The 24,016-nt window shown below is 61.4% G+C and carries 19 protein-coding genes; 9 read left to right on the top strand and 10 right to left on the bottom strand.

Features of this window, described 5'->3' with window-relative positions:
• Positions 1–14: 14 nt before the first annotated feature.
• Both NKJ81_RS22095 and NKJ81_RS22090 read right to left on the bottom strand, forming a co-directional pair.
• On the bottom strand, positions 15–1,313 hold the full coding sequence (locus tag NKJ81_RS22095) for an HlyD family type I secretion periplasmic adaptor subunit (RefSeq protein WP_352472472.1): 1,299 nt from the start codon (positions 1,311–1,313) through the stop codon (positions 15–17).
• 239 nt (positions 1,314–1,552) lie between these two features.
• Positions 1,553–3,304 carry a type I secretion system permease/ATPase gene (locus NKJ81_RS22090; RefSeq protein ID WP_352472473.1) on the bottom strand — a complete coding sequence of 584 codons (1,752 nt, stop codon included), beginning with the start codon at positions 3,302–3,304 and terminating at the stop codon, positions 1,553–1,555.
• Between the two features lie 399 nt (positions 3,305–3,703).
• On the opposite strand from NKJ81_RS22090, the gene NKJ81_RS22085 reads away from it, so the two are divergent.
• Positions 3,704–4,396 carry a N5-glutamine methyltransferase family protein gene (locus NKJ81_RS22085; protein WP_352472474.1) on the top strand — a complete coding sequence of 231 codons (693 nt, stop codon included), beginning with the start codon at positions 3,704–3,706 and terminating at the stop codon, positions 4,394–4,396.
• A 99-nt stretch (positions 4,397–4,495) separates the two neighbouring features.
• Here NKJ81_RS22085 and NKJ81_RS22080 read toward each other — a convergent pair whose 3' ends face one another.
• The 8 genes from NKJ81_RS22080 to NKJ81_RS22045 all read right to left on the bottom strand — a co-directional run bounded on the left by NKJ81_RS22080 (position 4,496) and on the right by NKJ81_RS22045 (position 14,920).
• Positions 4,496–4,762: an acyl carrier protein gene (locus NKJ81_RS22080; RefSeq protein WP_023675628.1), complete on the bottom strand. Its 267-nt coding sequence runs from the start codon at positions 4,760–4,762 to the stop codon at positions 4,496–4,498.
• 56 nt (positions 4,763–4,818) lie between these two features.
• On the bottom strand, positions 4,819–6,375 hold the full coding sequence (locus NKJ81_RS22075) for a class I adenylate-forming enzyme family protein (RefSeq protein WP_352541720.1): 1,557 nt from the start codon (positions 6,373–6,375) through the stop codon (positions 4,819–4,821).
• Positions 6,372–8,393, bottom strand: a complete 2,022-nt coding sequence (gene asnB / locus NKJ81_RS22070; protein ID WP_352541719.1) for an asparagine synthase (glutamine-hydrolyzing) — start codon at positions 8,391–8,393, stop codon at positions 6,372–6,374. The genes NKJ81_RS22075 and asnB overlap by 4 nt, the downstream gene beginning before the upstream one ends.
• Positions 8,394–8,397: 4 nt before the next feature.
• Positions 8,398–9,381 (bottom strand): NAD(+) synthase, encoded by a 984-nt coding sequence (gene nadE, locus NKJ81_RS22065; protein WP_352541734.1) that lies wholly within the window; start codon positions 9,379–9,381, stop codon positions 8,398–8,400.
• Complete coding sequence (locus NKJ81_RS22060; protein ID WP_502904310.1) at positions 9,378–12,116, bottom strand: AMP-binding protein; 2,739 nt, start codon at positions 12,114–12,116, stop codon at positions 9,378–9,380. Before NKJ81_RS22060 ends, nadE begins: the two co-directional genes overlap by 4 nt.
• 252 nt (positions 12,117–12,368) lie before the next feature.
• Positions 12,369–12,617, bottom strand: a complete 249-nt coding sequence (locus NKJ81_RS22055) for a hypothetical protein (protein ID WP_352541717.1) — start codon at positions 12,615–12,617, stop codon at positions 12,369–12,371.
• 504 nt (positions 12,618–13,121) lie between these two features.
• Positions 13,122–14,021, bottom strand: coding sequence for a proline iminopeptidase-family hydrolase (locus NKJ81_RS22050; RefSeq protein WP_352541716.1), 900 nt, complete (start codon positions 14,019–14,021; stop codon positions 13,122–13,124).
• A 173-nt stretch (positions 14,022–14,194) separates the two neighbouring features.
• Complete coding sequence (locus NKJ81_RS22045; RefSeq protein WP_245274646.1) at positions 14,195–14,920, bottom strand: LuxR family transcriptional regulator; 726 nt, start codon at positions 14,918–14,920, stop codon at positions 14,195–14,197.
• 299 nt (positions 14,921–15,219) lie between these two features.
• On the opposite strand from NKJ81_RS22045, the gene NKJ81_RS22040 reads away from it, so the two are divergent.
• The 8 genes from NKJ81_RS22040 to NKJ81_RS22005 all read left to right on the top strand — a co-directional run bounded on the left by NKJ81_RS22040 (position 15,220) and on the right by NKJ81_RS22005 (position 24,016).
• Positions 15,220–16,893 carry an ABC transporter substrate-binding protein gene (locus NKJ81_RS22040; protein ID WP_352541715.1) on the top strand — a complete coding sequence of 558 codons (1,674 nt, stop codon included), beginning with the start codon at positions 15,220–15,222 and terminating at the stop codon, positions 16,891–16,893.
• A gap of 107 nt (positions 16,894–17,000) precedes the next feature.
• Positions 17,001–18,029 (top strand): ABC transporter permease, encoded by a 1,029-nt coding sequence (locus NKJ81_RS22035; RefSeq protein WP_352449667.1) that lies wholly within the window; start codon positions 17,001–17,003, stop codon positions 18,027–18,029.
• Entirely contained in the window at positions 18,029–19,003 is a 975-nt protein-coding gene (locus NKJ81_RS22030; protein WP_352541714.1) for an ABC transporter permease, read from the top strand. Before NKJ81_RS22035 ends, NKJ81_RS22030 begins: the two co-directional genes overlap by 1 nt.
• The gene (locus NKJ81_RS22025) at positions 18,993–20,018 is read left to right on the top strand and encodes an ABC transporter ATP-binding protein (RefSeq protein ID WP_352472482.1); all 1,026 of its coding nucleotides are present in this window, start codon (positions 18,993–18,995) and stop codon (positions 20,016–20,018) included. The genes NKJ81_RS22030 and NKJ81_RS22025 overlap by 11 nt, the downstream gene beginning before the upstream one ends.
• Positions 20,015–21,007: an ABC transporter ATP-binding protein gene (locus NKJ81_RS22020; RefSeq protein WP_352541713.1), complete on the top strand. Its 993-nt coding sequence runs from the start codon at positions 20,015–20,017 to the stop codon at positions 21,005–21,007. The genes NKJ81_RS22025 and NKJ81_RS22020 overlap by 4 nt, the downstream gene beginning before the upstream one ends.
• 312 nt (positions 21,008–21,319) lie before the next feature.
• Positions 21,320–22,528 carry an ABC transporter substrate-binding protein gene (locus NKJ81_RS22015; RefSeq protein WP_352541712.1) on the top strand — a complete coding sequence of 403 codons (1,209 nt, stop codon included), beginning with the start codon at positions 21,320–21,322 and terminating at the stop codon, positions 22,526–22,528.
• Between the two features lie 11 nt (positions 22,529–22,539).
• Entirely contained in the window at positions 22,540–23,313 is a 774-nt protein-coding gene (locus tag NKJ81_RS22010) for an ABC transporter ATP-binding protein (RefSeq protein ID WP_352541711.1), read from the top strand.
• On the top strand, positions 23,306–24,016 hold the full coding sequence (locus tag NKJ81_RS22005) for an ABC transporter ATP-binding protein (RefSeq protein WP_352541710.1): 711 nt from the start codon (positions 23,306–23,308) through the stop codon (positions 24,014–24,016). The genes NKJ81_RS22010 and NKJ81_RS22005 overlap by 8 nt, the downstream gene beginning before the upstream one ends.

Here is a 24,016-nt window from a genome sequence, read left to right as displayed (position 1 = left end):
GTGTGGCAACCGCTTTACTGCCTGAAAGCTCTGGAAAACTGGTCGGTGAGGGGCTTCATCAAGTAGGACCAGACACTGCGCTCGTCGGTTCTTATGTGGACTTCGGCGGGCATGCCCGGTTTGAGGATTTTCTCTCCTGTCAGGCACGTCGCTTCATTCTCGACGTCGATACGCGCCGAAAAAAAGGAAAGCTGGCGTTGCTGATCCTTGATCAGATCCGCTGAGACGCGCTTGACCGAGCCTTCGCAAGCAGGTGTGGTGCCGGCGTCGAACGCTGGAAAGCGGATCGACACCTGCTGTCCGGGATGAATCTCGTCGATACGCGACGGAGGAATGGAAGCGTCGACGACAAGGTTGTCGGAATCGGGCACAATCATCATGAGCACCTCTCCCGCGCCAATCACGCCTCCTACGGTATGGACCGAGGATTCTTGTACTGTGCCCGATTGCGGGGCACGAATGTCTGTCCTGCTGAGTTCGTCTTCGGCCACCACCTTGCGCTCACTGAGCTCGGTCTGCTTGGCTTCCGTTTCGCGAAGTTCGTTGGTCACGTCGCTCCGCATTTGTTCGTCGAGCTGAAGCACCTGCAGGTCCGTTTCACTGATGTGAGCTTGGACCTCTGCTATCGCTGCGACAAGGCGTCCCGATTCGCCGCGAGCCCGGGTCTTGTCCAGGCTGACATTGCTCAACCTCTCCTTGGACACCAACTTCTTTGCGTAGAGAGATTCGACATCCGCAAGGTTCTTGGTCAGCAGATCCAGAGACTCGTCCGTTGCAGACTGCTGCGATTTGAGGCCATCGATCTGACGTTCCAGCTGCTTCGCGCGGCTTTGTAATTGTGCCTTCTGGCCAGCCAGCGCCGCAGCACGGCTTTCAAACAAGGCACGCTCGCCACTGACAAGTGCCGCCACTTGCGGGTCGCCCATTTGAGCGCGAAGGTCGGGCGGGGTCTGCATTTCCGGCAGACCCTGGCGCTCGGCCTCCAGTCGGGCCAGACGAATGGTGGCGCGATTGAGGTCCTCGGTGACTATCTGCAGGTTTGCTCGGGTCAATGTGTTGTCCAGCCTGACCAACACATCGCCGGCCTTCACATGATCGCCGTCCTGAGCGAAGATTCCGCCGATGGTGCCGCCGGTTTGATGCTGGACTTTTTTAATGTTGCTTTCGACCACCACGGTTGCGGGCGCAATCACCGCGCCGGCAATCTTGGTCAATCCCAACCAGAGCCCGCCGCCAAAGATCAACAGCAAGCTGGTTGCCAGGCCCAAGAGCAGATTGGCCCGGATGCCATCCGGCTCTGGCTTCGTCTCCAACGAACGGCCTTCGCCACCGGCTGCGACGTATGACACGGCAACAGCAGAGCGATACCTCGCATATGCCCGGCTGCACCCTTGTGCGGCGGAACGACAATGTGCTGCTAGGCTCCGGACCAGAGTACCCCAGGGTAGATTGGCTCGAATCCCATCCGGCTGCGGCTTCTGCCCGGTCGGCGGGCCTTCGCCGCCAACCGCAGCATATGACGACATGGTCACGTTAGACACTAAGCAATACCTCACGCATGCCCGCTTGCACCGTGCTGCAGCGGAACGACAATGTTTGGCTTGTCCGGGCGCGGGAAGGGCCGGACCACATTTGCCAGAACGTCTTCGCGCGAGCCGAACGAATGGAGCATCCCGTTCGACAGGACGAGTACCTGATCGATGTTGACGAGAGCGGAGGGGCGATGCGCAACGACGATCACGATACCGCCGCGCCGACGCACTGCCAGGATTGCGCCGGCCAAAGCAGCATCACCGTCTGCATCCAGATTGGAATTTGGTTCGTCAAGAACGACGAGGAATGGATCGCCGTAAAGTGCCCTGGCAAGCCCGACGAGCTGCCTCTGCCCAGCCGAAAGGGCCGCGCCGCCTTCTCCGATGCGTGTTTGAAAACCCTGCGGAAGACGCATGATCATCTTGTCCACGCCCGCAGCCTTGGCAGCTGCCAGCACGCCTTTTGCGTCGCTTTTACCGCCGAACCTCGAAATGTTGTCGGCGATCGTCCCGTCGAACAGCTCAACGTCCTGCGGCAGGTAGCCAATATGAATGCCGAGCAGTTCTGAGTTCCACTGATCGAGCGAGGCGCCGTCCAATCTTACCGTGCCACGAAGCGGCTTCCATGCGCCGACCAAAGCGCGCACGAGCGTGGTCTTGCCGGAGCCGCTCGGGCCGACGACCGCCAACCCTGCGCCTCTCGCCAAGCGGAAGCTTACATTGAAGATGGTGGGCTTCTGCAGGCTTGGTGGCGCGACGGTCAATTCCTCGACCGCAAGCTCAGCCTTCGGGCCGGGCAGTTCCATTGGCTCTTGCTGGCTATCAAAAGCATCCAGGGCTGCCGCCAGCTCGGAATAGCTTTTGCGGGTTGCCAGAAACCCTCTCCAGTTTGCGATCGCCACATCGACCGGTGCCAGCGAGCGGCCCAGCAATATGGACGATGCAATGATCACGCCGGGCGAGGCCTCGCCGCCGATCACAAGGTAGGCACCAAGCCCCAGCACACATGATTGCAGGGCCATTCGGAGCGTCTTCGACAGTGAGCTTGCTGCGCCGACGACGTCGGAGAGCCGTTCCTGGTTCTTCAGATAAAGATGACTGACCTCGTTCCAGCGCCGGCTAAGCGGGGCGGAAAGGCCCATCGCCTGAACAACCTCTGCGTTGCGGCGGCCGGAGTCGGCCAGAAGCCGCTGCGCTACGAGTGTCTCAGATGCACGAGCCGCTGGTTTGCGGCCGATGATCTCGGCAACCACCGTCAAAAACACAACGGCACATGCGCCGAGCGTTGCCAGCACGCCAAGCGCGGGGTGCAGCAGATAGATGACCACCATATAAAATGGTATCCAGGGAGCGTCGAACAAGACTGTCGGCCCGAGCCCGGAAAGAAAGCCACGTAGCTGGTCCAGATCACGAAGCGGATGTACCCGGTTCGCATCCGGCCCGGCGACGAGGGGCAGGGAAAGCGAGGCTGCGAACGCTTTTTGCTGCAGATTTCTATGCAGGCGGCTGCCGATGCGGACCAACAGGCGAAGCCTCACGAAATCGAGGAGCCCATAGGCCGCGTAAAGTCCCAGCATCCCGACTGTAAATCCGATAAGAGTCGGCACGCTCTGCGAAGGCAGCACGCGGTCATAGACCTGGAGCATGTAGACGGAGCCGGTCAAGGCGAGGATATTTATCAATGCCGAGAAAACGCCTACGCCGACGAGGCCGTGCACACAGCCGAACATTGCGGAGCGGAGATCGAGCGAGCGCCCTTTGGTCGACTTCATGATGTGCGCTCGTTGACGCGAAATTGCCGCGCAATCTCGTCGATTCTTTCGATGAGGGACAAACTTTAACCTTCCGGGAAGCAGCAGCCCCGCCCCGCTGCTGAACATTACGAATTGCTTACATACGTGCCTTCTTTGATTAAAATGTAGCAAAATCGTGACGCCAGGCTGAGAATTCGGCAACTGGCTCGCCAGGCTGGGGATAACCGGGTCAGGTAAGGAGATATTCCTAATCATGACACCCGGCAGAAGCTTATGATCATCTTTGTAGCATCAAGGCTTCAAAGCGTCTGGCGACGGATGGGTTTTGATTTTGTCGATCGAGAGTTAAACGGTTTTGAGATACACTTCATCGGTACGTCGGCCACCAACGCCGGCTAAATCGGGGAGGCGAGTGTCGTGAGCGAAGAGATCAATGTTGCCGATGCCTACGGCAGGGGGCGCAGCACCTTCATGGGATTGCAGTTGCTGGTCTCGCCCGGTGCGCTTGTTCCTCGGCCGGAAACGGAACTGCTCGGCAAGGCCGCTCTCGATGTCCTGAGCCAACTGAACCTGCCGGTGCCTCGCGTTGTCGACATGTGCTGTGGGGCGGGCAATCTGGCGTGCGCCATCGCGCACCACGCTCCCACCGCGCGCGTGTGGGCAAGCGATCTTACCGACGGATGCGTGGAGGTCGCGCGCCGCAACGTCACCCATCTTAAAATCGAGGACCGGGTAACGGTGCTTCAGGGCGACTTGTTCAGCGCCTTCTCAGGCTTGGAGCTCGACGGCACGATCGACGTGATCGTTTGCAACCCGCCCTACATTTCGGAAAAACGGCTCGAGGGCGACCGTTCGCATCTGGTCGAGCTCGAGCCGCGTGAAGCATTCGCAGCCGGCCCCTACGGCCTGAGCATCCACATGCGGGTGCTCAAGGAGGCGCCGCGCTATTTGCGGCGCGGAGGCATCCTGCTTTTCGAAGTGGGGCTTGGCCAGGATCGGCAGGTCATGAGTTTGCTCGAGCGTTCCAAGGCCTATGAGAGTATCCGGGCAGTCACCAACCAGGCCGGTGAGGTCAGGGTGGTTGTGGGACATACGAGGGCGCAGGCGTAAGCATCGCAGCCGCGGCAGGTAGACGCGCTGTCGCGGCTAGAAACGGCCGGGAAGTTGAAACAGAGTTGCGCGAGATTTCGGAAATCAGTTTCTCTTGCGTCAGTTTCTCTTGCGCATGACGTATTGCGCAATTCCCTCGATGGAATCGAGATTCTCCGGCAGCAGCTCGCTGTCTTCGACCGTGATGCCGAAGGTCTCCTCGATGAAGCCGATAACCTCGAGCACACCCGTCGAGTCCACGATGCCCTGGTCGAGGAGCGAGGTGTCGCTCTCCAGGCTCTCGGGATCGGCTATATAGAAATTCGAGGCCAGGAAAGCGCGAATTTGTTCGCTGCAGGTATCGGTTCTATCCTTGGTAGATAACATTTATTTCGCCTCCGGTACAAAAGATGAATGCTGATCAACTTCGCCCTGGTACCGACTCATGACAGGGCCGTTTTTTTGAGCTTACCCGTGTCGGTCATCGGCAGACTGGGTACGATGACGATGGACTTCGGAACCATGAAGTTTTCCAGCCGTCTCTGGCACTCTTTCTGCAACTGCTTTTCACCGATCATGCTTCCCTGCTCCATCACGACAAATGCCTTCACTGCTTGCCCGAGCAGTTCGTCCGGAACGCCGATGACCGCGGCTTCCCGTACGCCCGCAATGTTCATCAACACGTTTTCCACCTCCTTCGGCGCTATCTTCTCTCCGCGCGATTTTATGATCTCGTCGCCGCGACCGACGAAGTAGAGGTAGCCCTCGGCGTCCATCCGGCAGTAGTCGCCGGTGTATAGGACCTGCTCACCCGGCAGCGGGCCGGGCTTGAGCTTCCTGGCTGTCGCCTCCGGTTTGCCCCAATAGCCCTTCATCACCGTCGCTCCGCGGATGACGAGCTGACCAACGATGCCGGGGCCGACCCGGCTGTCATGCTCGTCGACAATCCACATTTCCGTATTGGGGATGGCGATCCCGACGCTCGACGGCTTTCGCTCCAGATCCTCCGGCGGCAGGTAGGTGCAGCGCTTGCATTCGGTAAGGCCGTACATCGAATAGATGCGGGCGCCAGAAAACAGTTCCTGCAGCAGGAGAATGTGCTTGAGCGGCAGGGCGGCCGCAGTGTTCGTGACGTAGCGAATACTCGAAAAATCCTGATCCCTGAGAGACCTGAGCTCCCCGAGTGCGGCGAAGATGGTCGGTACGCCGGGAAAACCCGTCACCCTTTCTTGCTTGATCAGCCCAAGGATCTGCGCCGGGAAGGCGAATGAGCGCTCAAGCACCAGCCGGGCGCCCGCGCCGAATGCCATGATCATCTGGTAAAGACCGTAGTCGAAGGCGAGCGGCAGGACATTGAGGATCACCTCGTCTTCGGCAAGCGCCAGGTATGAGGAAATCGAGGCGCACGCGGCGATCATGTTTCGATGCGTCAGCATCACGCCCTTGGGCTCGCCCGTCGAGCCGGACGTATAAATGATCGCAGCGAGATCGATGTCGATGCAGCGGCGCCAGGGCGGCGTGCTGCGGGCTGCCGCGACCGCGGCGTCCCAGCGCACAGCATGCGGCAATTCTTGCAGGTCGCTGTGTTCGATCGGCCCGGAGACGATCATGCGGCGCAACGATGGGCAATTCCGCGCCGGCTCCCTGAAAATCGAGTGCAGGTGTTTGTCGGTGATCAGTGCCGTCGGGCGGCAATCGTTGAGCAGATAATCAAGCTTGTCGCTTTTGGTGAGCGGATTGACGATGCACACCACGGCGTTGGCCTTTAGCACCGCCCAGAACGCAACGACGGCCTCGACAGTGTTGTCGGCGAAGACCACCACGCGATCGCCACGCGCAATTCCGGCATCGGTCAAATGGTGCGCTATGGCGTTCGAACGCATATCGAGATCGCCATAAGTGACGCGTTGATTGCCGCACACCAGGGCCACCTTCTCGCCGAGCCGGCTGGCAGAGTGGGTGAGATAGTCGTGCAGGAGCGGTACGGCGCCATGCATCATGCGAGCACCTCTTCGCGGTGTTCGCGGTCGATATCGATGCTGAGCTTGAGCGTGCGGGCCCCACTTGGACGGCTCGCGATAAATTGCCGATGGAGAAGCTGCGTCGACAGCACTCCGACCAGCGCCATATTGTCGGAGTTGGACAGGTCGCCGCCGCCGGCGCTGGCCTGGCACTTGCTCAGGAGCCGGGTAACCGACTTGGGATCGAAGACGTTCGTTTCGCGCAGCGCCGCCTCCGAAAGTGCTTCGCGAATGTAGGCCGGAGCGCCATCTGCGACAAAGCAAAGCGCGTTGGGAGCCCGGTAAGGCTGCTTCTTGCGGGTGACGATTTCCGACGGCACGATCGGTTGCGCTACGCGCTTCAGCACATGCTTTTCATCGAGCACGCGCAGCTTGTAGGCGGCCGGAAGCGAATTCGCGAGTCTCACGAGTTCATGATCGAGGAACGGGAAGCGCCCCTCGACGGAATGAGCCATCAGCATTCTGTCCCCTTGTGAGGAAAGCAGGTATCCCGACATCAGCGTCTGAATCTCTATGTACTGGTCCTGCGCAAGAGAGCCCCATCGCGAAAACTCCGGCGGCAGGCGGGCAAGCAGCTCGGACACGGCGTTGCGGCGCTCCGTTTGGGCGCGCATGTCTGCCGAAAACAGCCGCTTGATGGCGCTTGTGGTACGCCAGCGCGTGCCATGCGCAAAACCAGGGGCGTCACAGGCGTGAATGTCGCGCCCGAAGAACTGGCGTGCCATTGCCTGCTGCTGCACCGGCGAGCGGCTGAGATAGGGATAGAGGCGCTCCAGCAGCCGCGAGCGTCGCGTCGAGGCGGGCTGGCGTCCCCAGAAGCGGCGGACCTTGCCCTCGCGGAACAAATCGTAGCCGGCGAACATTTCGTCGGCCCCTTCGCCGGTAAGCACGACCTTGATGCCGTGCTGGCGCACCAGTCTCGAGAGCAGGAACAGCGGCGCCGGCGCGGTCCTGAGGATTGGCCGCTCGGTGTGGTAGATCACCTCAGGGAAGATGCCAGCGATATCGCTGCGCGAAACAACCACCTCATGATGGTCACTGCCGGCCACGCCGGCAACCAAGCGCTGGAAATGCGTCTCATCATACTCGGCGTCGGCAAAACGTAGCGAGAAAGTCTGGAAGCGCTCGCCCGCGAAGCGTCTCCCCAGCGTGGCGACCAGCGAGCTGTCGAGCCCGCCGGACAAATAGCAGCCGACCGGCACGTCGGCGCGTACTATCCTGAGCGCCGTCGCGGCTTCCAGGGCGCTGCGCACTTCCTCCACCGCGTCATCAAGCGAGCCGGTGAATTCATCATCGCCGGGTCCGTCAACCTCTGGATAGTCAGGCTTCCAAAAAGCCCGCTCCCGGACGACGCCGCTGTCATAAATGCGGACATGCCCCGGCGTGAGTTCGCTTACTCCTCCAAACACGCCTTGTGGCGGCGCGACAGTCCAGAGTGTGAAAGTCTGATCGATGCCGGCTGGATCGAAGGCGCGGGGTATATCCGCATCGGCCGCGAAAATGGCCTTCACCTCGCTGGCGAAGTAAAGCCGCCCGCCATGCTCGCAAAAGTGCAGCGGGCAGATGCCGAACCGATCCCGAGACAAGACGAGACGACCTGCCACGGAGTCCCAGATGGCGACTGCCCACTGCCCATTCATTCGCTCGAAGGCGGCCTCGCCCCAGGCATGATAGGCATGGACGATGACCTCGGTGTCGCTGCGTGTGCGGAAGCGATAACCGAGCGCGACCAGATCTTGTCGCAGCTCGACGTAATTGAAGATTTCGCCGTTGAAGACGATCCACATCGTGTCGCCCGCGCCGGCGAGTGGCTGCTGGCCGCTTGCGAGATCGATGACGGACAGGCGGGCATGCGCCAATCCCGCACGTCTGTCCCGGTAAAGGCCGCGCTCGTCCGGGCCGCGATGCGCCAGCGCGCCCGCCATACGTATCAGCGCATCCCGGGAAGGGGGCGCCGCTGCGGCGCTCAGCGACACAATTCCGGCGATGCCGCACATCGCCCTAGCCCTCGCCCATTGAAGAGGACACCAACGGCCGCGCGTGAAGATAACGTGCGACGCGCCGCTTGCTGTCGATATCCTTGAAAACCTTCTGGACCTGCATCACCGTGAGGCTGGTTGCCTCAGCGACGTCTTCGTCGGCGATCCCATGGTTCAAGCCGTAGAGGCACAGATCCATCAGATAATAAGGAAGCGCGAAGTAGAACTCCTCCTGACTCTGCGCCATCGAGAAGGTGTCCGTGGTGGGCGGTCTGCGCCGGACCTCTTCGTCCACCCCAAGATATTCGGCCAATTGGTAGACCTGGGTCTTGTAGAGGTGGACGATTGGCATCAGGTCGGCAATTCCGTCGCCCTGCTTGACGAAGAAGCCCTGGTCGTACTCCAGGCGGTTCGGCGTGCCCGCTACCGCGTAGTTGAGGCGGTCGGCATGGTAATATTCGGTCATCTTGCGCAGGCGCTGCTTGTAGTTGGTTGCAGCGACGATCTGCAGATAGGCTGCCGACGGCAGGCGCACTGTGTCGGTCCTGCCCTCGGGGTCCTGAACCGTGAGGCGCGTGATGTTGAGACCGTTGCTCTCGAGAACCGAGGCGAGCACCAGCTTGCATTTCCAGCCGTCCCCATATTCGGGAACGACGGTCTGGATTGCTTCGGTCTGTCGTCTGTAGGCGCCGATCGCTTCCAGGGCCGGCGTCATATCCTCCAGGATCGTTTCGATACCAAGGTGTGCGGCGACAATGCGGCCGAGCCTCAGTGAGTCGCCGGAGGAATGGCGCTCCGGCATGAATATCCCGAGGACCTTGCCTTTCCCAAAGGCGCGAACACACAACGCCGCAACGACGGAGCTGTCGATGCCGCCTGAGAGGCCGACCACCACGCCTCGACGTCGCAGCGTGCCAAGGACCTGCTGGCGCAAGATCTGGACGATGCGATCGACTTCCGCGCCAGCGTCGAGCACCAGGGCGTCTTTGCCGAATGATGAGATCAGGTCGATGGCTTGTACTCCAGTTTGCGAGACTCGATTGGCGAATAGGTTTTCGCCACCGCTTTCTCGATAAGGGGACGATTGGTGGTAAGGTGAGGCTCTACAACCAGATCGATGTGGCTGCCGACGATCGGAATCACGTCCAGATGGGCGAAGACGTTATCCCAGCCGATTGCCAGAGGCATTCCGGGTCGAGCACAGCGGAACAGGGTGCCTGTGATCGGCAGAGCCGGCTTTGGCTCTGCCACCCACTGGAAGAAAGCTCGCGCCCGCAAAACCTCTTGCAGTTCCAGTTTGGTTCTAAAGCTCGTCGCGTTGAACTGTCCTTGAGCGAAGCGGTCGAGAAACTGGACCAGTTGTGCCTCACGCTTCATTGCCACGGCAACTTTCGCGAGGGCGCGGCAAGCCATCCGGTAAGCGGACACGCGGTTGGTTCGGATTCGATTGACTGTGCGCGTAAACGTCTCCCAGCGGGCGCTTCGCTCCCCGACGAGGCTGGTGTCGAGGATGCCGAGGAACTTTACGGTTCGCCCCGCTGCCAGCAGCCGCGCCGCAACTTCGAAGGCAACAGCGCCGCCGAGCGAATGGCCGAGAAGTCGTACATGGCCCGAGGGTTGGGCGCGGCGGATCTGGTCGACGGCGGCGTCGGCCATATCGGCGAGGCTGTCTTGTCCGCGCAGTATCATAGCCAGGGCCGGATACCTGATCGGGGCAACACGGGTCACCTTGCCCATCGCTGCTGCAAAGGCAGCAAGGCTCGGGCCATAGCCGACGGACCCCGGGAACAGAAAAAGAACGGGAGGGTCGTGCTTCTGGGCGCGCGCGCTTTGATCGCCTGCCTGGGCGGACACGACCGCCTTGACCATTTGCTCCAGGCTCATCCCGACGGTGAAGGCCTCAAGGCCGAGTTCCTGCCCGATGGCGCTTTCGATTTCCATGACGCAGTGCAGCAGCTTTAGCGAATCTCCTCCGGCGTCATCCCAGCGTCCTGCCGCTACGCGCGTATTGAGAATGCTGGTCCATGCCCGCTGAACGACCTGCTGCGCAGTCAGCTTGCCTCGCGGCTCGAGCGGACGCGCGGTCGCCGCTGTCTCTCTGGCTGAAAGATCCATCTCTGCAAGTGTCGTGATGTCGACTTTGCCGCTCGGCAGACGCGGAATCTCGGCGATCGTGTGCAACCGCAAGGGACGCAGCGGCGGCGGCAGATTGGTCCTGACAAGCTGGCGAAGCTCGTCCGAAAAGGTCGCTTCGGCCGAGCGCCGAGGAACAGCAAAGGCGACAAGCTCATTCGCGGCCGTCACGATTGCCACGGCATCCGCGACAGAGGGTGCACAACGCAGCACCCGTTCGAGTTCGGCAGGCTCGACGCGTCGACCGTTGATTTTTACCTGGCGCCCCTTGCGACCGACGATGTGCAGTAGGCCTTGATCATCAAGTCGAACGAGGTCACCTGTCGCGAAAATCCGAAGGCCTGGATCGTGCGGGTCTGATGTTGCCGGCACAACCGCCCCGTCCTCCCAATGGCCAAGCAGGACATACGGGCTCCTGATCAGAAGCTCTCCGCTGCGGCCCGGTTGAACACGGCGGCCCGCTTCGTCGACAATTGCGAAGGTGATTCCAGGCAGCAGCCAGCCAACTGGAACCGAATCTCCATGCTCTGGCCAGTCTCGCGGCAGGAACCATTGCGAGCCGGTGGTCTCGGTTGACGAATAACCGATCTGGATAAGGCACGTATCGGAGACGGCCTTGCGCAGCAGGGCGATGTCGGTCCAGGGCACCTTCTCGCCACCGATCCGGGCGACTCTGAGTGAATGGAACGCTTCTGCAGGTCCGTCTGCCATAAGCGCGCGAAGCAGTGCCGGCACCAGATAGGTGATTGTCACGTCTTCGGATCGCACCAGGCGTTGAACGGCGCGCAAGCCGACCGCTTCGACTTCGACCAGATGCAAGGTGGCGCCGGTGAGAAGAGCAGCAAGAATCTCCCGGCACCCGGCGATTGTGGCCGGTCCTGTCAATGGCAGGAAAACATCATCCGAGTTGATGTGGCACGCATCGACATATTGCTGGACCCGGCACAGCAAGCTGCGCTGGCTGTTAACGATGCCTTTGGGCCGGCCCGTACTCCCTGACGTATAAAGCACGATGGCGGGCGCATCGACCGAGACGGAATAAGAACGAGGCACTTGCCCAGCCTGCGAGGCCGCACTGGTCGACACATCGATCCAACTGACCAGGTGAGGCAAACCATCGGGTCGGACATTGCCCTCGCCCAGGACAGCTGAGAGCCGCGCCCCGGCCACGATTTCAAGGATACGCGAGCTAGGATCTCGCGCGTTGAGTGGCACCGAAGGCCGCCCAGCCGTCATGCTTGCCAGCATGGCAATGGGATACCAGGCCGAGTTGGCCTGAAGAATCCCTATCGCCTGTCCGTCTGGGACGGCCGCCGCGATCTGGTGGGACAGCGTCTCGACTGACCGGAGGAGCTGGGAATAGGTCAGACGATTGGCGCCGTCGCTGATTGCAAGCTTGTCGGGGTACTGGCGGACGACATTTCTCAGGTGATCGAAGGCCGCAATGTTGGTAAAATCGACGCCCAATCTTTGAAATGGACGCAGTACGGGACCACCCTGATCCAGTGCGTATTGTGGGACACTTGACCAATTATCGGAGGTCGTTGTCTGACAATCCACCGCTAGATCCTGATCCGCGACTTCTGATCCCAAATATGCCGAAGACATGAGTTGCCTACGCTAAGATTAGGGTCACTTATCGCCCCCCGCCCCAATCTTTTCATCGATCATTCTGATGATGCCCCGATCTTCCTCAAGGACGCTTGGTTAGTCACTTCGCCTGTTTCGCAAGCCACCGGCCGAACCAATCATGCCGGGCTCGCTGGCTGTTGTGGTGCGCATGACACGGACACATGCCAAGGCGGGCTCGAAGACCACGGTGGGGTCGAAGATGGAATTGCCGCTATTCAGGCATATTGCCTATTCGGCGGTTCTCCCGCGCGATACCGGCGATGCTTCGGTATCGGAATAGCTGCCGGGGACGAAACAATATGCATAGATCTGTCCCCGATTTTCGTCGGTCACGCGGATCCAATCCTTTTCCCACGTTCGGAAGGTAATACGCCCGTCCGTCATCATGGCTGCGGCTCTGAACGGACTCGGCGCGTTGACAACGCGCACCGAGATAACATCGTCGCCGTCCATACGCTCGACGAGATACGTCTGCATGAAAGCCTCCCCATGCCCCCGCTAGATCACCCGCACTTTAACGCCGGCTAATGAATTCGGTTGCAACTGCTTGGCGAAACTTTGGGTCCGATACTTTCCGTACCCACCGGCAACTTGGTCCTCCGTATCCGTCAGGTTTTTCAGCGACGGGATGCCAGTTCAGGGGAAGGCAGGCTGATTGCGGCCATGCCGGCGACATGCCAATCTGCGCCGCAACGTTTAGGCCTCCGCCTCCGCGGGCAATGGAAAAGGCGCTCGAATGGGCTCCTTTATGCTGTCCGTGTATGCTGTCCGTGATCTGGCATTCTGCCCGTGATTTGGCCTCATCGGACGACCCTGCAGGCCTTTGCGGGACATCCACATAGCGTGGCGTCGCCATCACCGAGGCATAACAATATGCGTCGGCGGAGAAATGGGACGACGGTTCGAGGTTTTCTGAATGTGCCTCACGACGACTGCGTCGTGTCGACGATCCGTTGGAACAGAAGGCCTGGTGCTGGAACGTCAATCGTATTTGGCCAGGAAGCGCCCGACGGCGCTGAGGCAGTCGTGCTTTTCCTCCACATGCGGCATGTGGCTGGAATTCGGGAAGACCAGGCCTTCAACGTACGGGATAAGATCCAGAAAGGGCTGGACGCAGGCCTCGGTCGCTTCGTCGTAGAAGCCGCGGAAAACCAGGGTCGGCGCCTCGATCCGATGCAGGCGGTCGACGATGGTCCAGTTCCGCATCGTGCCGATGACGTGGAACTCATTGGGACCGTTCATGGTGTGATAGACGGTCGGATCTTCCTCGATTGCCGCAAATGTCCGGGCGACCTCTGGCGGCATCGGAACGACGCGACAGACATGACGGTCGTAGAAAGCCTTCGTCGCCGCAACATATCCGGGGTGATCGGTGGTTCCCGCCGCTTCGTGCCGGTCGAGCGCACTTTGCACATCGGCTGGCAACTCGGCGCGCAATTGCCGGGCTCCTTCCACCCACAGCGCCATCGAGGCCAGCGAATTGGCCAGGATCAATGCCTTGAGCCCCTCAGGGCGGCGCACGGCGTGCTCGGCCGAGAGTATGCCGCCCCAGGACTGGCCGAGCAGTGCATAATGGCCGGCAATGCTGAGATGGGCGAGCAACGCATCGAGTTCGCCCAGGAAGAAATCGACGGTCCAGAAGTCGCCGCCCTTGTCCGGCAGATGGGTCGATTTGCCGTTGCCGATCTGATCGTAGTGGATGACGGCTCGCCCGGTTCCGGCAAGCTCCTTGAATGAGTCCACATAGTCGTGGGTGCAGCCCGGTCCACCATGAGCGACGACCAGGGGCAGCTTGCCCGACCCGATGTCCCCGGTCACACGGTACCAGGTGCGATAGCCCTTGTAGTCGCTAAATCCTTCGGTGATCGCATGTGCCGTCACAGTCCAAGCTCCGCATCATGGCGCGGCAGGAGCCACTTTGGTGCACCCCTCCCAAGCCTTGTTTGCGGCCGACGGTACTAAGCGGCCCAGCGCATTTACAGCTAGCACTATTTATAGGTTCGCCGGTTATGGGTTCGCCCGAGGCAAGGCCGATCGCCCGCAGGTCGCGAGCCTCAATGCTCCGGTTCGAGCAGCCGGTAATGGGCGGCGAGCGCGATGGCATGGAAGCGGTTGCGCGCGCCAAGCTTTCGCGTCGCCGCGTTGAGGTGCAGCGTTGCGGTAGGCACCGCGCGGCCAATCTCACGCGCAACCTGCTTGGCCGTCAGTCCGGCAGCGGCCAGGCGCAGGCACTGACGTTCGCGCGACGTCAGATGGACATGTTGGCAGGTGCGGATTCCGGCGTCGAAACCGGCGTAGGCGGAGTCATGCAGCAGATGACCCAGATCTCCGATCTCGGCGATCAAGGGTCTGGCTTCGAGCTCGAACCCGGCCTCCGGATCGGCACGGATCGCAGTGAAGGTGGCGAGATCGCCGCCGGCAAGGCGAATGGGTACGGTGACGCCGCAGGTCATCCTGGTGTCAAGCAAATAGCTGACCACAGGATCGTGCTTGGACTGGAGCACGCGCTGCATGACGGTGCTCTGAACGCCGCTGTGCGACCAGAGAAACGGTCTCGATACGGTGAGCGCGGCCTCCTGCACCGGGTCAAGCTGATAATATCCGCCCTTGCACCAGAGATCCTGCATGTCGCGCGGCACGTTGCGCAGAGCCATCAACGAGGGCGTGATAAGCTCGCCCTTGTGACTGACCGGCACGGGCGTATAGTCGTAGATGAATGCGGTGAAACCGATAGGCTCCAGCACCTCCGTTGCCACCGCCATGGCAGCGTCGATGCTCATTCCGGTTTGGAACCGGCTCTCTAGATCGCCTGGAAGGCTTTGCATCGGGCAAGCTTACCCGCTGATGATTGCTTGTCAAATAGCCATGTCGGCCGGCTGCTCAACAAATAGGCGGGGATAAGCCTGTCCGACCCTATCTATCTTAATAGCTATCCCGTCCGGCTTCGCTCGCCGTAGTCTTTTGCGATTGGGCCAAGTAGCGGACACCGTTCGCAAACCCAGACTGTTTCAGCCGCGCAATGGTCGATCGACCGGGCTCAGCGCGGCAAAAGCCGAGACGCCTCCATGAGGGAACAAATATGCGACCCCAAAAAGCATTTGCAGCGTTGATGCCCTGCCTGGCTCTGCTCGGCGTGTCCATGATGTCGCCGGCAAACAGTGCCCTGGCCACCGAGGGCAAGCCAGGCGGCACACTCCGACTGCTGGCCAATGCCGCGGCAGGCACCGCCGATCCGCACATCAACTACACGCTGCAGTATTTCCAGATCAATTATGTCCTCTACGATGGCTTGGTGACCTACAAGAAGGCCGGGGACAAGACCGGCTTCGAAGTCGTCGCGGACCTGGCGGAAAGCCTCCCGCAGGTCGAGAACGGCGGCAAGACCTACGTCTTCAAGCTGCGCAAGGGCATCAAATTCGCGGATGGCTCGGATGTCACCACGAAGGACGTGGTGGCTTCGTTCCAACGCATCTTCAAGATCAGCGGGCCGACGGCCGGGACCTTCTACAAAGGCATCGTCGGCGCGGATGCGTGCTTGAAGACGCCTGCGACGTGTACCCTCGAAGGTGGCCTGTCAGTCGACGACGCCGCCGGAAACATTACCTTCAATCTGGTCCAGCCGGATGCCGAGTTCCTGCAGAAGCTGGCTGTTCCGCACGCGTCGATCCTGCCGGCGAGCGCGCCGCTGAAGGACGCCGGCACCGATCCGATCCCGGGCACCGGACCCTACATGATCGCCAGCTACGATCCCAACAAGCTGATGAAGATTGTGCGCAACCCTCATTTCAAGGAATGGAGCAAGGAAGCGCAGCCGGCCGGATATCCGGACGAGATCGACTACGAATTCGGCCTAACCGACGAGGCGGCGGTGACCGCTGTCGAGAACGGCCAGGCGGACTGGATGTTCGACCCGCCGCCGTCCGACCGTCTCGCCGAACTCGGCACCAAATATGCCAAGCAGGTCACGGTTCATCCGCTGACAGCGATGTGGTACGCGCCGATGAACACCAATCTGGCGCCGTTCAACGACATCCGCGTTCGCCAGGCAGTGAACTTCGCGATCGACCGCGCCGCGATGGTCAAGCTGTTCGGCGGCAGCAATCTGGCGCAACCGGCCTGCCAGATCCTGCCACCGGGCTTCCCGTCATTTGTGGCCTATTGCCCGTTCACCGCCAATCCGGGCGAGAAGTGGTCAGCACCGGATATGGACAAGGCCAAGCAATTGGTCGCTGAATCGGGAACCGCAGGTCAGGAGGTGACGATCATCACCGAGGACACCACGGTCTCCAAAGCGATCGGCGTCTACCTGCAGGATGTGCTCAACCAGCTTGGCTACAAGACGTCGGTCAAGCCGATCTCGCAGAACATACAGTTCACCTACATCCAGAACACCAATAACAAGGTGCAGATTTCGATCTCGCAATGGTTCCAGGATTACCCGGCGCCATCGAATTTCCTGCAGGTCTTGTTCAGCTGTGCCTCGTTTACGCCGGGCTCCGACGCCTCGGTCAATATTTCGGGGTTCTGCGACAAGTCGATCGACGCATCGATGGACGAGGCAGAGGCAGCCACCATCGCCGATCCGGCCAAGGGCGCGACACTCTGGACCGCCATCGACAAGGCTGTGACGGACAAGGCTCCGGTCGCTGTCCTGTTCACGCCAAAGCGCGTCGATGTGATCTCTTCCAGGCTGAAGAACTTCACCTTCAGCCCGCAATTCTACTGGATTGTCAGCCAGTCCTGGGTGGAATAGCCGACCGGAGCCAATGCGACGGAGTGCCGCTGGCTCTCCGTCGCATTTCCTTTTCCGGCGGATCAGCGCATCTTCCAGGCCGCGATTTTTCCCAGGCAATCCTGTTCATGGTCAATGTCATTGCGGACCAGCCTGCCATCCCGGTTCGCCGGGCCACCGATGGCCCGTGGCGCACCGCATGGCGCAAGCTGAAAGGCGATCGTTCGGCAATATCTGCCTTCGCCGTGCTCGTCGTCATCGTGATCGCCTCGCTCGCGGCGCCGCTTTATGCGCGGTACGTCTCCGGCACCGATCCATTTGTGACCAATCTCAATGGCGAGATCGTCGTCGATGGGGTGACCCAGCCGGTGCTGCAGCCCTCCACCGAAGGCCTTGGCCTCGGCATGACGCCGGTCGGGCCGACCTGGCGCATCGGACCCTATATGCTGGGTGCCGACAACCAGGGCCGTGACGTCGCGGCGCGGCTGCTTTACGGCGGACGGGATTCGCTGTTGATCTCGGGTGCTGCAGCCGTGCTGTGCCTTGTCCTCGCGACATTCCTTGGGGTCGTTTCCGGCTTCTTCGGCGGCATCGTCGACATCGGCCTGTCGCGCATTCTCGACGTGCTCTGGGCTTTTCCGATTTTCCTGTTGGCAATTTCATTGTCGATCGTGCTGATTGCGCAGAGTATCCAGATCGGTCCGTTCGAAATCCGCTCCGGCAGCCTGTGGCTACCGGTCTTCATCATCGGCATCGTCTATGTGCCCTATGTGGCGCGGCCGATCCGCGGCCATGTCCTGACCTTAATGCATGCCGAATTCGTCACCGCTGCGATCGGCCTTGGCGCATCGCCCTGGCGCATCCTTTTGCGCGACATCATGCCCAATGTGGTGACCCGCATCATCGTTTTCGTGCCGTTGATCCTGGCGCTCAACATGATGACGGAATCCTCGCTGTCGTTCCTGTCGATCGGCGTGCAGCCGCCGGATGCCAGCTGGGGCACGATCATCCAGGACGGCCAGGGCCTGCTCTATTCGCGGCCGGTCGTGGCACTGGCGCCGGGGCTAGCCATTGTGATCACGGTGCTGGCTCTAAACATTCTGGGCGACGGCGTGCGCGACGCGCTCGATCCGAAATCCTCGCCGAGGGGCGTCTAGTGGTTGCCGCGCTCGGCTTCCGGCTTGGCCAGATGGTGCTGGTTATGTTCGGTATCAGCGTCGTCGCTTTCCTGATCTTCTTTGCGACGCCTGGCGCTGATCCATCGGCGCGCATTGCTGGCCGCAATGCTTCGCAAGAGACGCTGATCCAGGTGCGCCACGATTTCGGTCTCGACCGGCCATTGCCGGTGCAATATGGGCTGATGATGAACCGGCTTTTCGTCAGCCGCGATCTCACCTCCTTCGTCAATCGCGGGCAGCGCGTCATTCCGACCGTGATAAGCGCCATTCCCGTGACGCTGTCGCTGGTCGGCGGCGCGGCAGTGCTGTGGGTGCTCGGCGGATTGATCGTCGGTGTGATCGCAGGCGCAACGCGCGGTACATTCATTGATCGCGCGCTGATGATCCTGAGCCTGGTAGGTGTGTCGATCCCGGTCTTCTGGCTGGGCGAGGTCGCCAACCTGCTGACGCAAAGCCGCTGGCACGACAACTGGCTGTTTTCCTGGGTTCCTCCGCTCGGCTACATCCCCCTGACCGAGAATCCCTGGGGCTGGTTCAAGGCGCTCGTCATTCCGTGGTTCACGCTGGCAACCCTTTATGTCGGCCTCTACGGCCGGGTGCTGCGGGCAAGCCTGATCGAAATGATGCAGGAGGATTTCATCCGCACCGCCCGGGCCAAGGGGATCGGCGAACGCCGGGTGCTGCTGCATCATGGCCTCAGGACCTCTTTGGTCGCATTCGTCACCATGTTCGGCCTCGATTTCGGTGCCTTGGTCGGCGGCGGCGCGCTGTTGACCGAAGTGGTCTTCGGATTGCAGGGTGTCGGAAAACTGACGTATGAGGCGCTGCAGACCCTCGATCTGCCGATGATCCTGGCCACGGTGATTTACGCCGCCTTCTTCGTGGTGATGGCAAACTTCGTCGTCGACGTCGTCTTCGTCATAATCGACCCGAGGGCGCGCAATGTCGGCTGATGCTCCCCTTCTGGTGGTCAAGGACCTCACTGTCTCCTTCCGCAGCGACGAAGGCCTGGTGCGGGCGGTGGGAGGTGTTTCGTTCTCCGTCGAGCAGCGCGAGATCGTCGGTGTGGTCGGCGAATCCGGTTCGGGCAAAAGCCAGACCTTGCTCGCCATTATGGGGTTGATCGACAGCCCCAACGCTATCGTCTCCGGTTCCATCCGTTTCATGGGACAGGAGCTGATCGGGCTCAAGCGGCGTGCGCTCGATGCCATCCGCGGCCGCCAAATCGCGATGATCTTCCAGGATCCGATGTCTGCGCTCACCCCGGTGCATACGATCGGCAACCAGATCGGCGAGCAGGTCCGCGCGCATGAAAAGGTGTCGGCGAAAGCGGCACGGGCGAGGGCCGTGCAATTGCTGGATGCGGTCGGCATCGCAAATCCGGATCGGGTCATCGACAGCTACCCGCACCAGCTTTCCGGCGGTATGCGCCAGCGCGCGGTGATTGCCATGGCGCTCTCGTGCAACCCGGCGCTGCTCGTCGCGGATGAACCGACTACAGCCCTCGATGTTACCGTGCAGGCGCAGATCCTCGAACTGATCGGACGATTGCGCGACCAGTTCGGTTCCGCTGTGATCCTGGTCACGCATGATCTTGGCGTCGTCGCCGAAGTCGCGGACCGGGTACTGGTTATGTATGGCGGACGCTTTGTCGAGGAGGGCGGCAAGAGCAGCGTGTTCCGGGCGCCGCTGCATCCCTACACATGGGGCTTGTTCGGCTCGATCCCGCCGATGGAGGGACCACGTCCAGCCCGGCTCGCTGCCATTCCGGGAATTCCGCCGTCGCTCTCCAACCTGCCGAAAGGCTGCGCCTTCAGCCCCCGCTGCGCCTTTCGCCACGACGCCTGTCTGGTTCAACTGCCGATCATGCAAGGCGAGAGCCATCGCGCCGCGTGCCTGTTGCCGGAGCCTACGCGCAGACAATTCGCTGCCCAGAGGCCTGGCGGCGTGGTGGAGATGCAACGATGAATGCCAGGCCACTCGAACGTCCGCTGCTTCGTGCCGGCGACCTGTCGAAGCGCTATAGCGTCGGCCGCTCGATCTTCCCGGCGCAGCGCCGGACCGTGCATGCGGTTGATAGGGTGTCGCTCGACATCTGGCCCGGGGAGACCCTCGGCATCGTCGGCGAGTCCGGTTGCGGCAAATCCACGCTTGGCCGGTGTCTGGTGCGTCTGACCGAAATCAGCTCGGGGTCGCTGGAATTCGAGGGCCGCGACATCAGCGACGCCTCCCAGCGCCAGCTTCGTCCGTTGCGGCGGCAGATGCAGATGGTCTTTCAGGATCCCAGCGCTTCGCTCAATCCGCGCCGGCGGGTCGGCGATCTGCTGGCCGATCCGTTCCGCATCCATGAACGCCTCTCGGCATCGGAAATGGCGGACCGCGTGGCCGAGCTCCTGCGCCGGGTCGACTTGTCGCCCCAGCACGCATCGCGCTACCCGCACGAATTCTCCGGCGGCCAGCGCCAGCGTATCGGCATCGCCCGCGCGCTGGCGCTGCGGCCACGGCTGATCGTGGCCGATGAGCCGGTCTCGGCGCTCGACGTGTCGATCCAGGCGCAGATCGTCAATCTGCTCGCCGACCTGCGCGAGGAGTTCAACCTGACCTATGTGTTCATCGCCCACGATCTTTCCGTGGTGCGTCAAATCTCGAGCCGTGTGGCGGTGATGTATCTGGGGTCGATCGTGGAGAGCGGGCCGACCGACGAGGTCTTTGCGGCGCCCAGACACCATTACACCGCGGCGCTGCGTTCCGCCGTGCCGATACCCAGCATTGACCGGGCGCGGCGCGGCCGGCTGGTGCTCAAGGGTGATCTGCCCAGCCCGATGAACCCACCCTCGGGGTGCCGGTTCCACACCCGTTGCCCAGCTGCCACCCCGATCTGCCGCAGCGAGCGCCCGCTTCTCCAAAGCATTGGCGAGGGCCGCCTGGTCGCGTGCCATCATCCAGCCGACGGTTGACTAGGGGAATTCTCGTTCAACGATATCCGGACCGTCAGCCGTAATCATTGCTTCGGCGAGAATAGAGGCCGATCTGGACGCCGCACGATCCGGCGCTATGTTGCGCTTCGGCGGCCGGGCATCGCAGATGCCTAATACTAAAGTAACTGTTCTCGCGTTGCCGAGCGATGCTACGATTTGAAGGACGGCGGCCGTACAGCGCTGCGTGATTTTGCGCCGGCGAGGACGGAATGTGGGAGGCCACTCTTCGTGCTGCAGCAGGCTGCCGCCGACATGTTGCTCGGTTGTCGACCATAAGGGAGGAAGTCACCAATGAAGATATCGTACCTGGTCTCAGCCGCGCTTCTTGCAGCGACCGCGATGCCTGCCGCAGCCGCCGAGATTTCCGACGGCAAGATCAAGATCGGCATTCTCAACGACCAGTCGGGCGTCTATGCCGATTTCGGCGGCAAGTGGTCGGTTGAGGCCGCCAAGATGGCGGTCGAGGATTTCGGCGGCAAGGTACAAGGCTCGCCGATCGAGATCGTCAGCGCCGACCACCAGAACAAGCCGGACATCGCCTCCAACATTGCGCGGCAGTGGTATGACACCGAACAGGTCGATTCCATCATGGAACTGACCACCTCCTCGGTGGCGCTCGCCGTCCAGGGAATTTCCAAGGAGAAGAAGAAAATTGACATCGTCACCGGCGCCGCGACCACCGAACTCACCGGTAAACAGTGCTCGCCCTATGGCTTCCACTGGGCCTACGACACGCATTCGCAGGCAGTGGGGACTGGTGGCGCTCTCGTCCAGCAAGGCGGCGACAGCTGGTTCTTCGTCACAGTCGATTATGCATTCGGCTATTCGCTGAAGGAGCAGACCGCAAAGTTCGTCGAGAGCCATGGCGGCAAGGTGGTTGGCGAGGTGCGTTACCCGCTCGGCTCGACCGACTATTCATCCTTCCTGCTGCAGGCGCAATCGTCGGGCGCCAAGGTTATCGGCCTGGCGAATGCCGGCCTCGACACCTCCAACTCGATCAAGCAAGCGGCCGAATTCGGTATCGTGCAGGGCGGTCAGCGGCTTGCAGCACTTCTGTTCACGCTGGCCGAGGTGCATGGGCTCGGTCTCGAGGCGGCGCAAGGCGTGGTGCTGACCGAAGGTTTCTACTGGGATCGCGACGACAAGAGTCGCGAGTTCGCCCAGCGCTTCTTCAAGCGCACCAACCGCATGCCGAATATGATCCAGGCCGCCACCTATTCAGCGGTGACCCAGTATTTGAAGGCGATCGACAAAGCCGGCACCGATGGAACCGAGGCGGTCGCCAAGGAATTGCATGCGATGCCGGTGAACGATGTCTTTACGGCGAACGGCAAAGTGCAGGCCGACGGCAACATGGTTCACGACATGTATCTTTATCAGGTCAAGTCGCCGAGCGAGAGCACCAAGGAGTGGGACTATTACAAACCGCTCGCCACGATCCCCGGTAACGAGGCGTTTCTGAGCCCCAAGGAGAGCGGCTGTCCCACGGCAGGCGAGTGATTGGCGGACCGATGGCGCCGCCTGGACCGGATGGGCCGCGGGTAGTGCTTTCCGCCCGCGGTTTGCGGCGTGACTTCGCCGGCTTTGTTGCGGTCAGGAATGTCGATCTCGACCTCTACCACGGCAATATCCACGCGCTGATCGGACCCAACGGCGCTGGCAAGACCACCGTCTTCAACCTGCTCACCAAGTTCCTGCCGCCGACCAGCGGCAGGATCGAACTGCTCGGCCACGACATCACCCGCACCTCGCCGGCCAAGGTCGCGCGGATGGGCCTGGTGCGCTCGTTCCAGATCTCGGCGGTGTTTCCGCATCTCAGCGTGCTCGACAATGTGCGCGTTGCATTGCAGCGACGGGCCGGACTCAGCGTTCAGTTCTGGCGCTCGCTGTCTGTGCTCGATCGGTTGACGCCGCGCGCCGAGGAGCTTTTACGGTCTGTCGGCCTCGACGATGCCAAGAACAGGCCCGCCGCCGATCTCTCCTATGGCAGGAAACGCGTGCTCGAGATCGCCACGACGCTGGCGCTCGACCCGAAAGTGCTGCTGCTCGACGAGCCGATGGCCGGCATGGGGCATGAGGATGTGCGCACGGTTTCCGACATCATCCGCTCGGTCGCCAGGGAGCGTGCGGTGCTGATGGTCGAGCACAATCTGACTGTTGTAGCCGATCTTTGCGACTGGATAACCGTCATGCAGCGCGGCGAAATCCTTGCCGCCGGCGACTACTCCACGGTCAGCCGCGACGAGCGGGTGAGGATCGCCTATATGGGCACCGCCGATGAGTGACGCCGCGCCGCTTCTCGCAGTCCGCGGCCTCAACGCCTGGTATGGCGAGAGCCATGCGCTGCACGGCGTCGATCTTGAGGTCTTTCCAGGTGAAACTGTGACGTTGCTGGGCCGCAACGGCGTCGGCAAGACTACGACATTGCGCGCCATTATCGGGCTGATCCGCCAGCGGACCGGCCAGATTTTTTTCGACGGCAAGGATCTGATGCGCCTGCCATTGCACCGGACCGCGCATCAAGGCATCGGCCTGGTGCCAGAGGAACGCGGCATCTTTGCGACGCTGACCGTGGACGAGAATCTGGTTCTGCCGCCGATCGTCGCCGAGGGCGGCATGAGCGTGCAGGAAATATTCGATCTTTTCCCCAATCTGAAGGAGCGCCGCAACAGCCCGGGCACCAAGCTGTCGGGCGGCGAGCAGCAGATGCTGGCGATCGCGCGCATGCTCAGAACCGGCGTGAAAATGCTGCTTCTCGATGAGCCGACCGAGGGCCTGGCTCCGGTCATTGTGCAGCGCATCGGCGATCTGCTGGCGACGATGAAAAAGCGCGGCATGACGATCCTGCTGGTCGAGCAGAATTTCCGCTTTGCCAGCCGCGTCACCGACCGTTTCTACCTGATGGAGCACGGCAAGGTCGTGGCGGGCTTTCCGGTCGGCGAACTGCCGGATCGCATGACGCTGCTGCATGAAGTGCTGGGTGTATGA

This window comes from Mesorhizobium sp. M0018, assembly GCF_040323955.1.
Taxonomy (GTDB): Bacteria; Pseudomonadota; Alphaproteobacteria; order Rhizobiales; family Rhizobiaceae; genus Mesorhizobium.
This window is presented reverse-complemented; position numbering and strand designations above follow the sequence as displayed.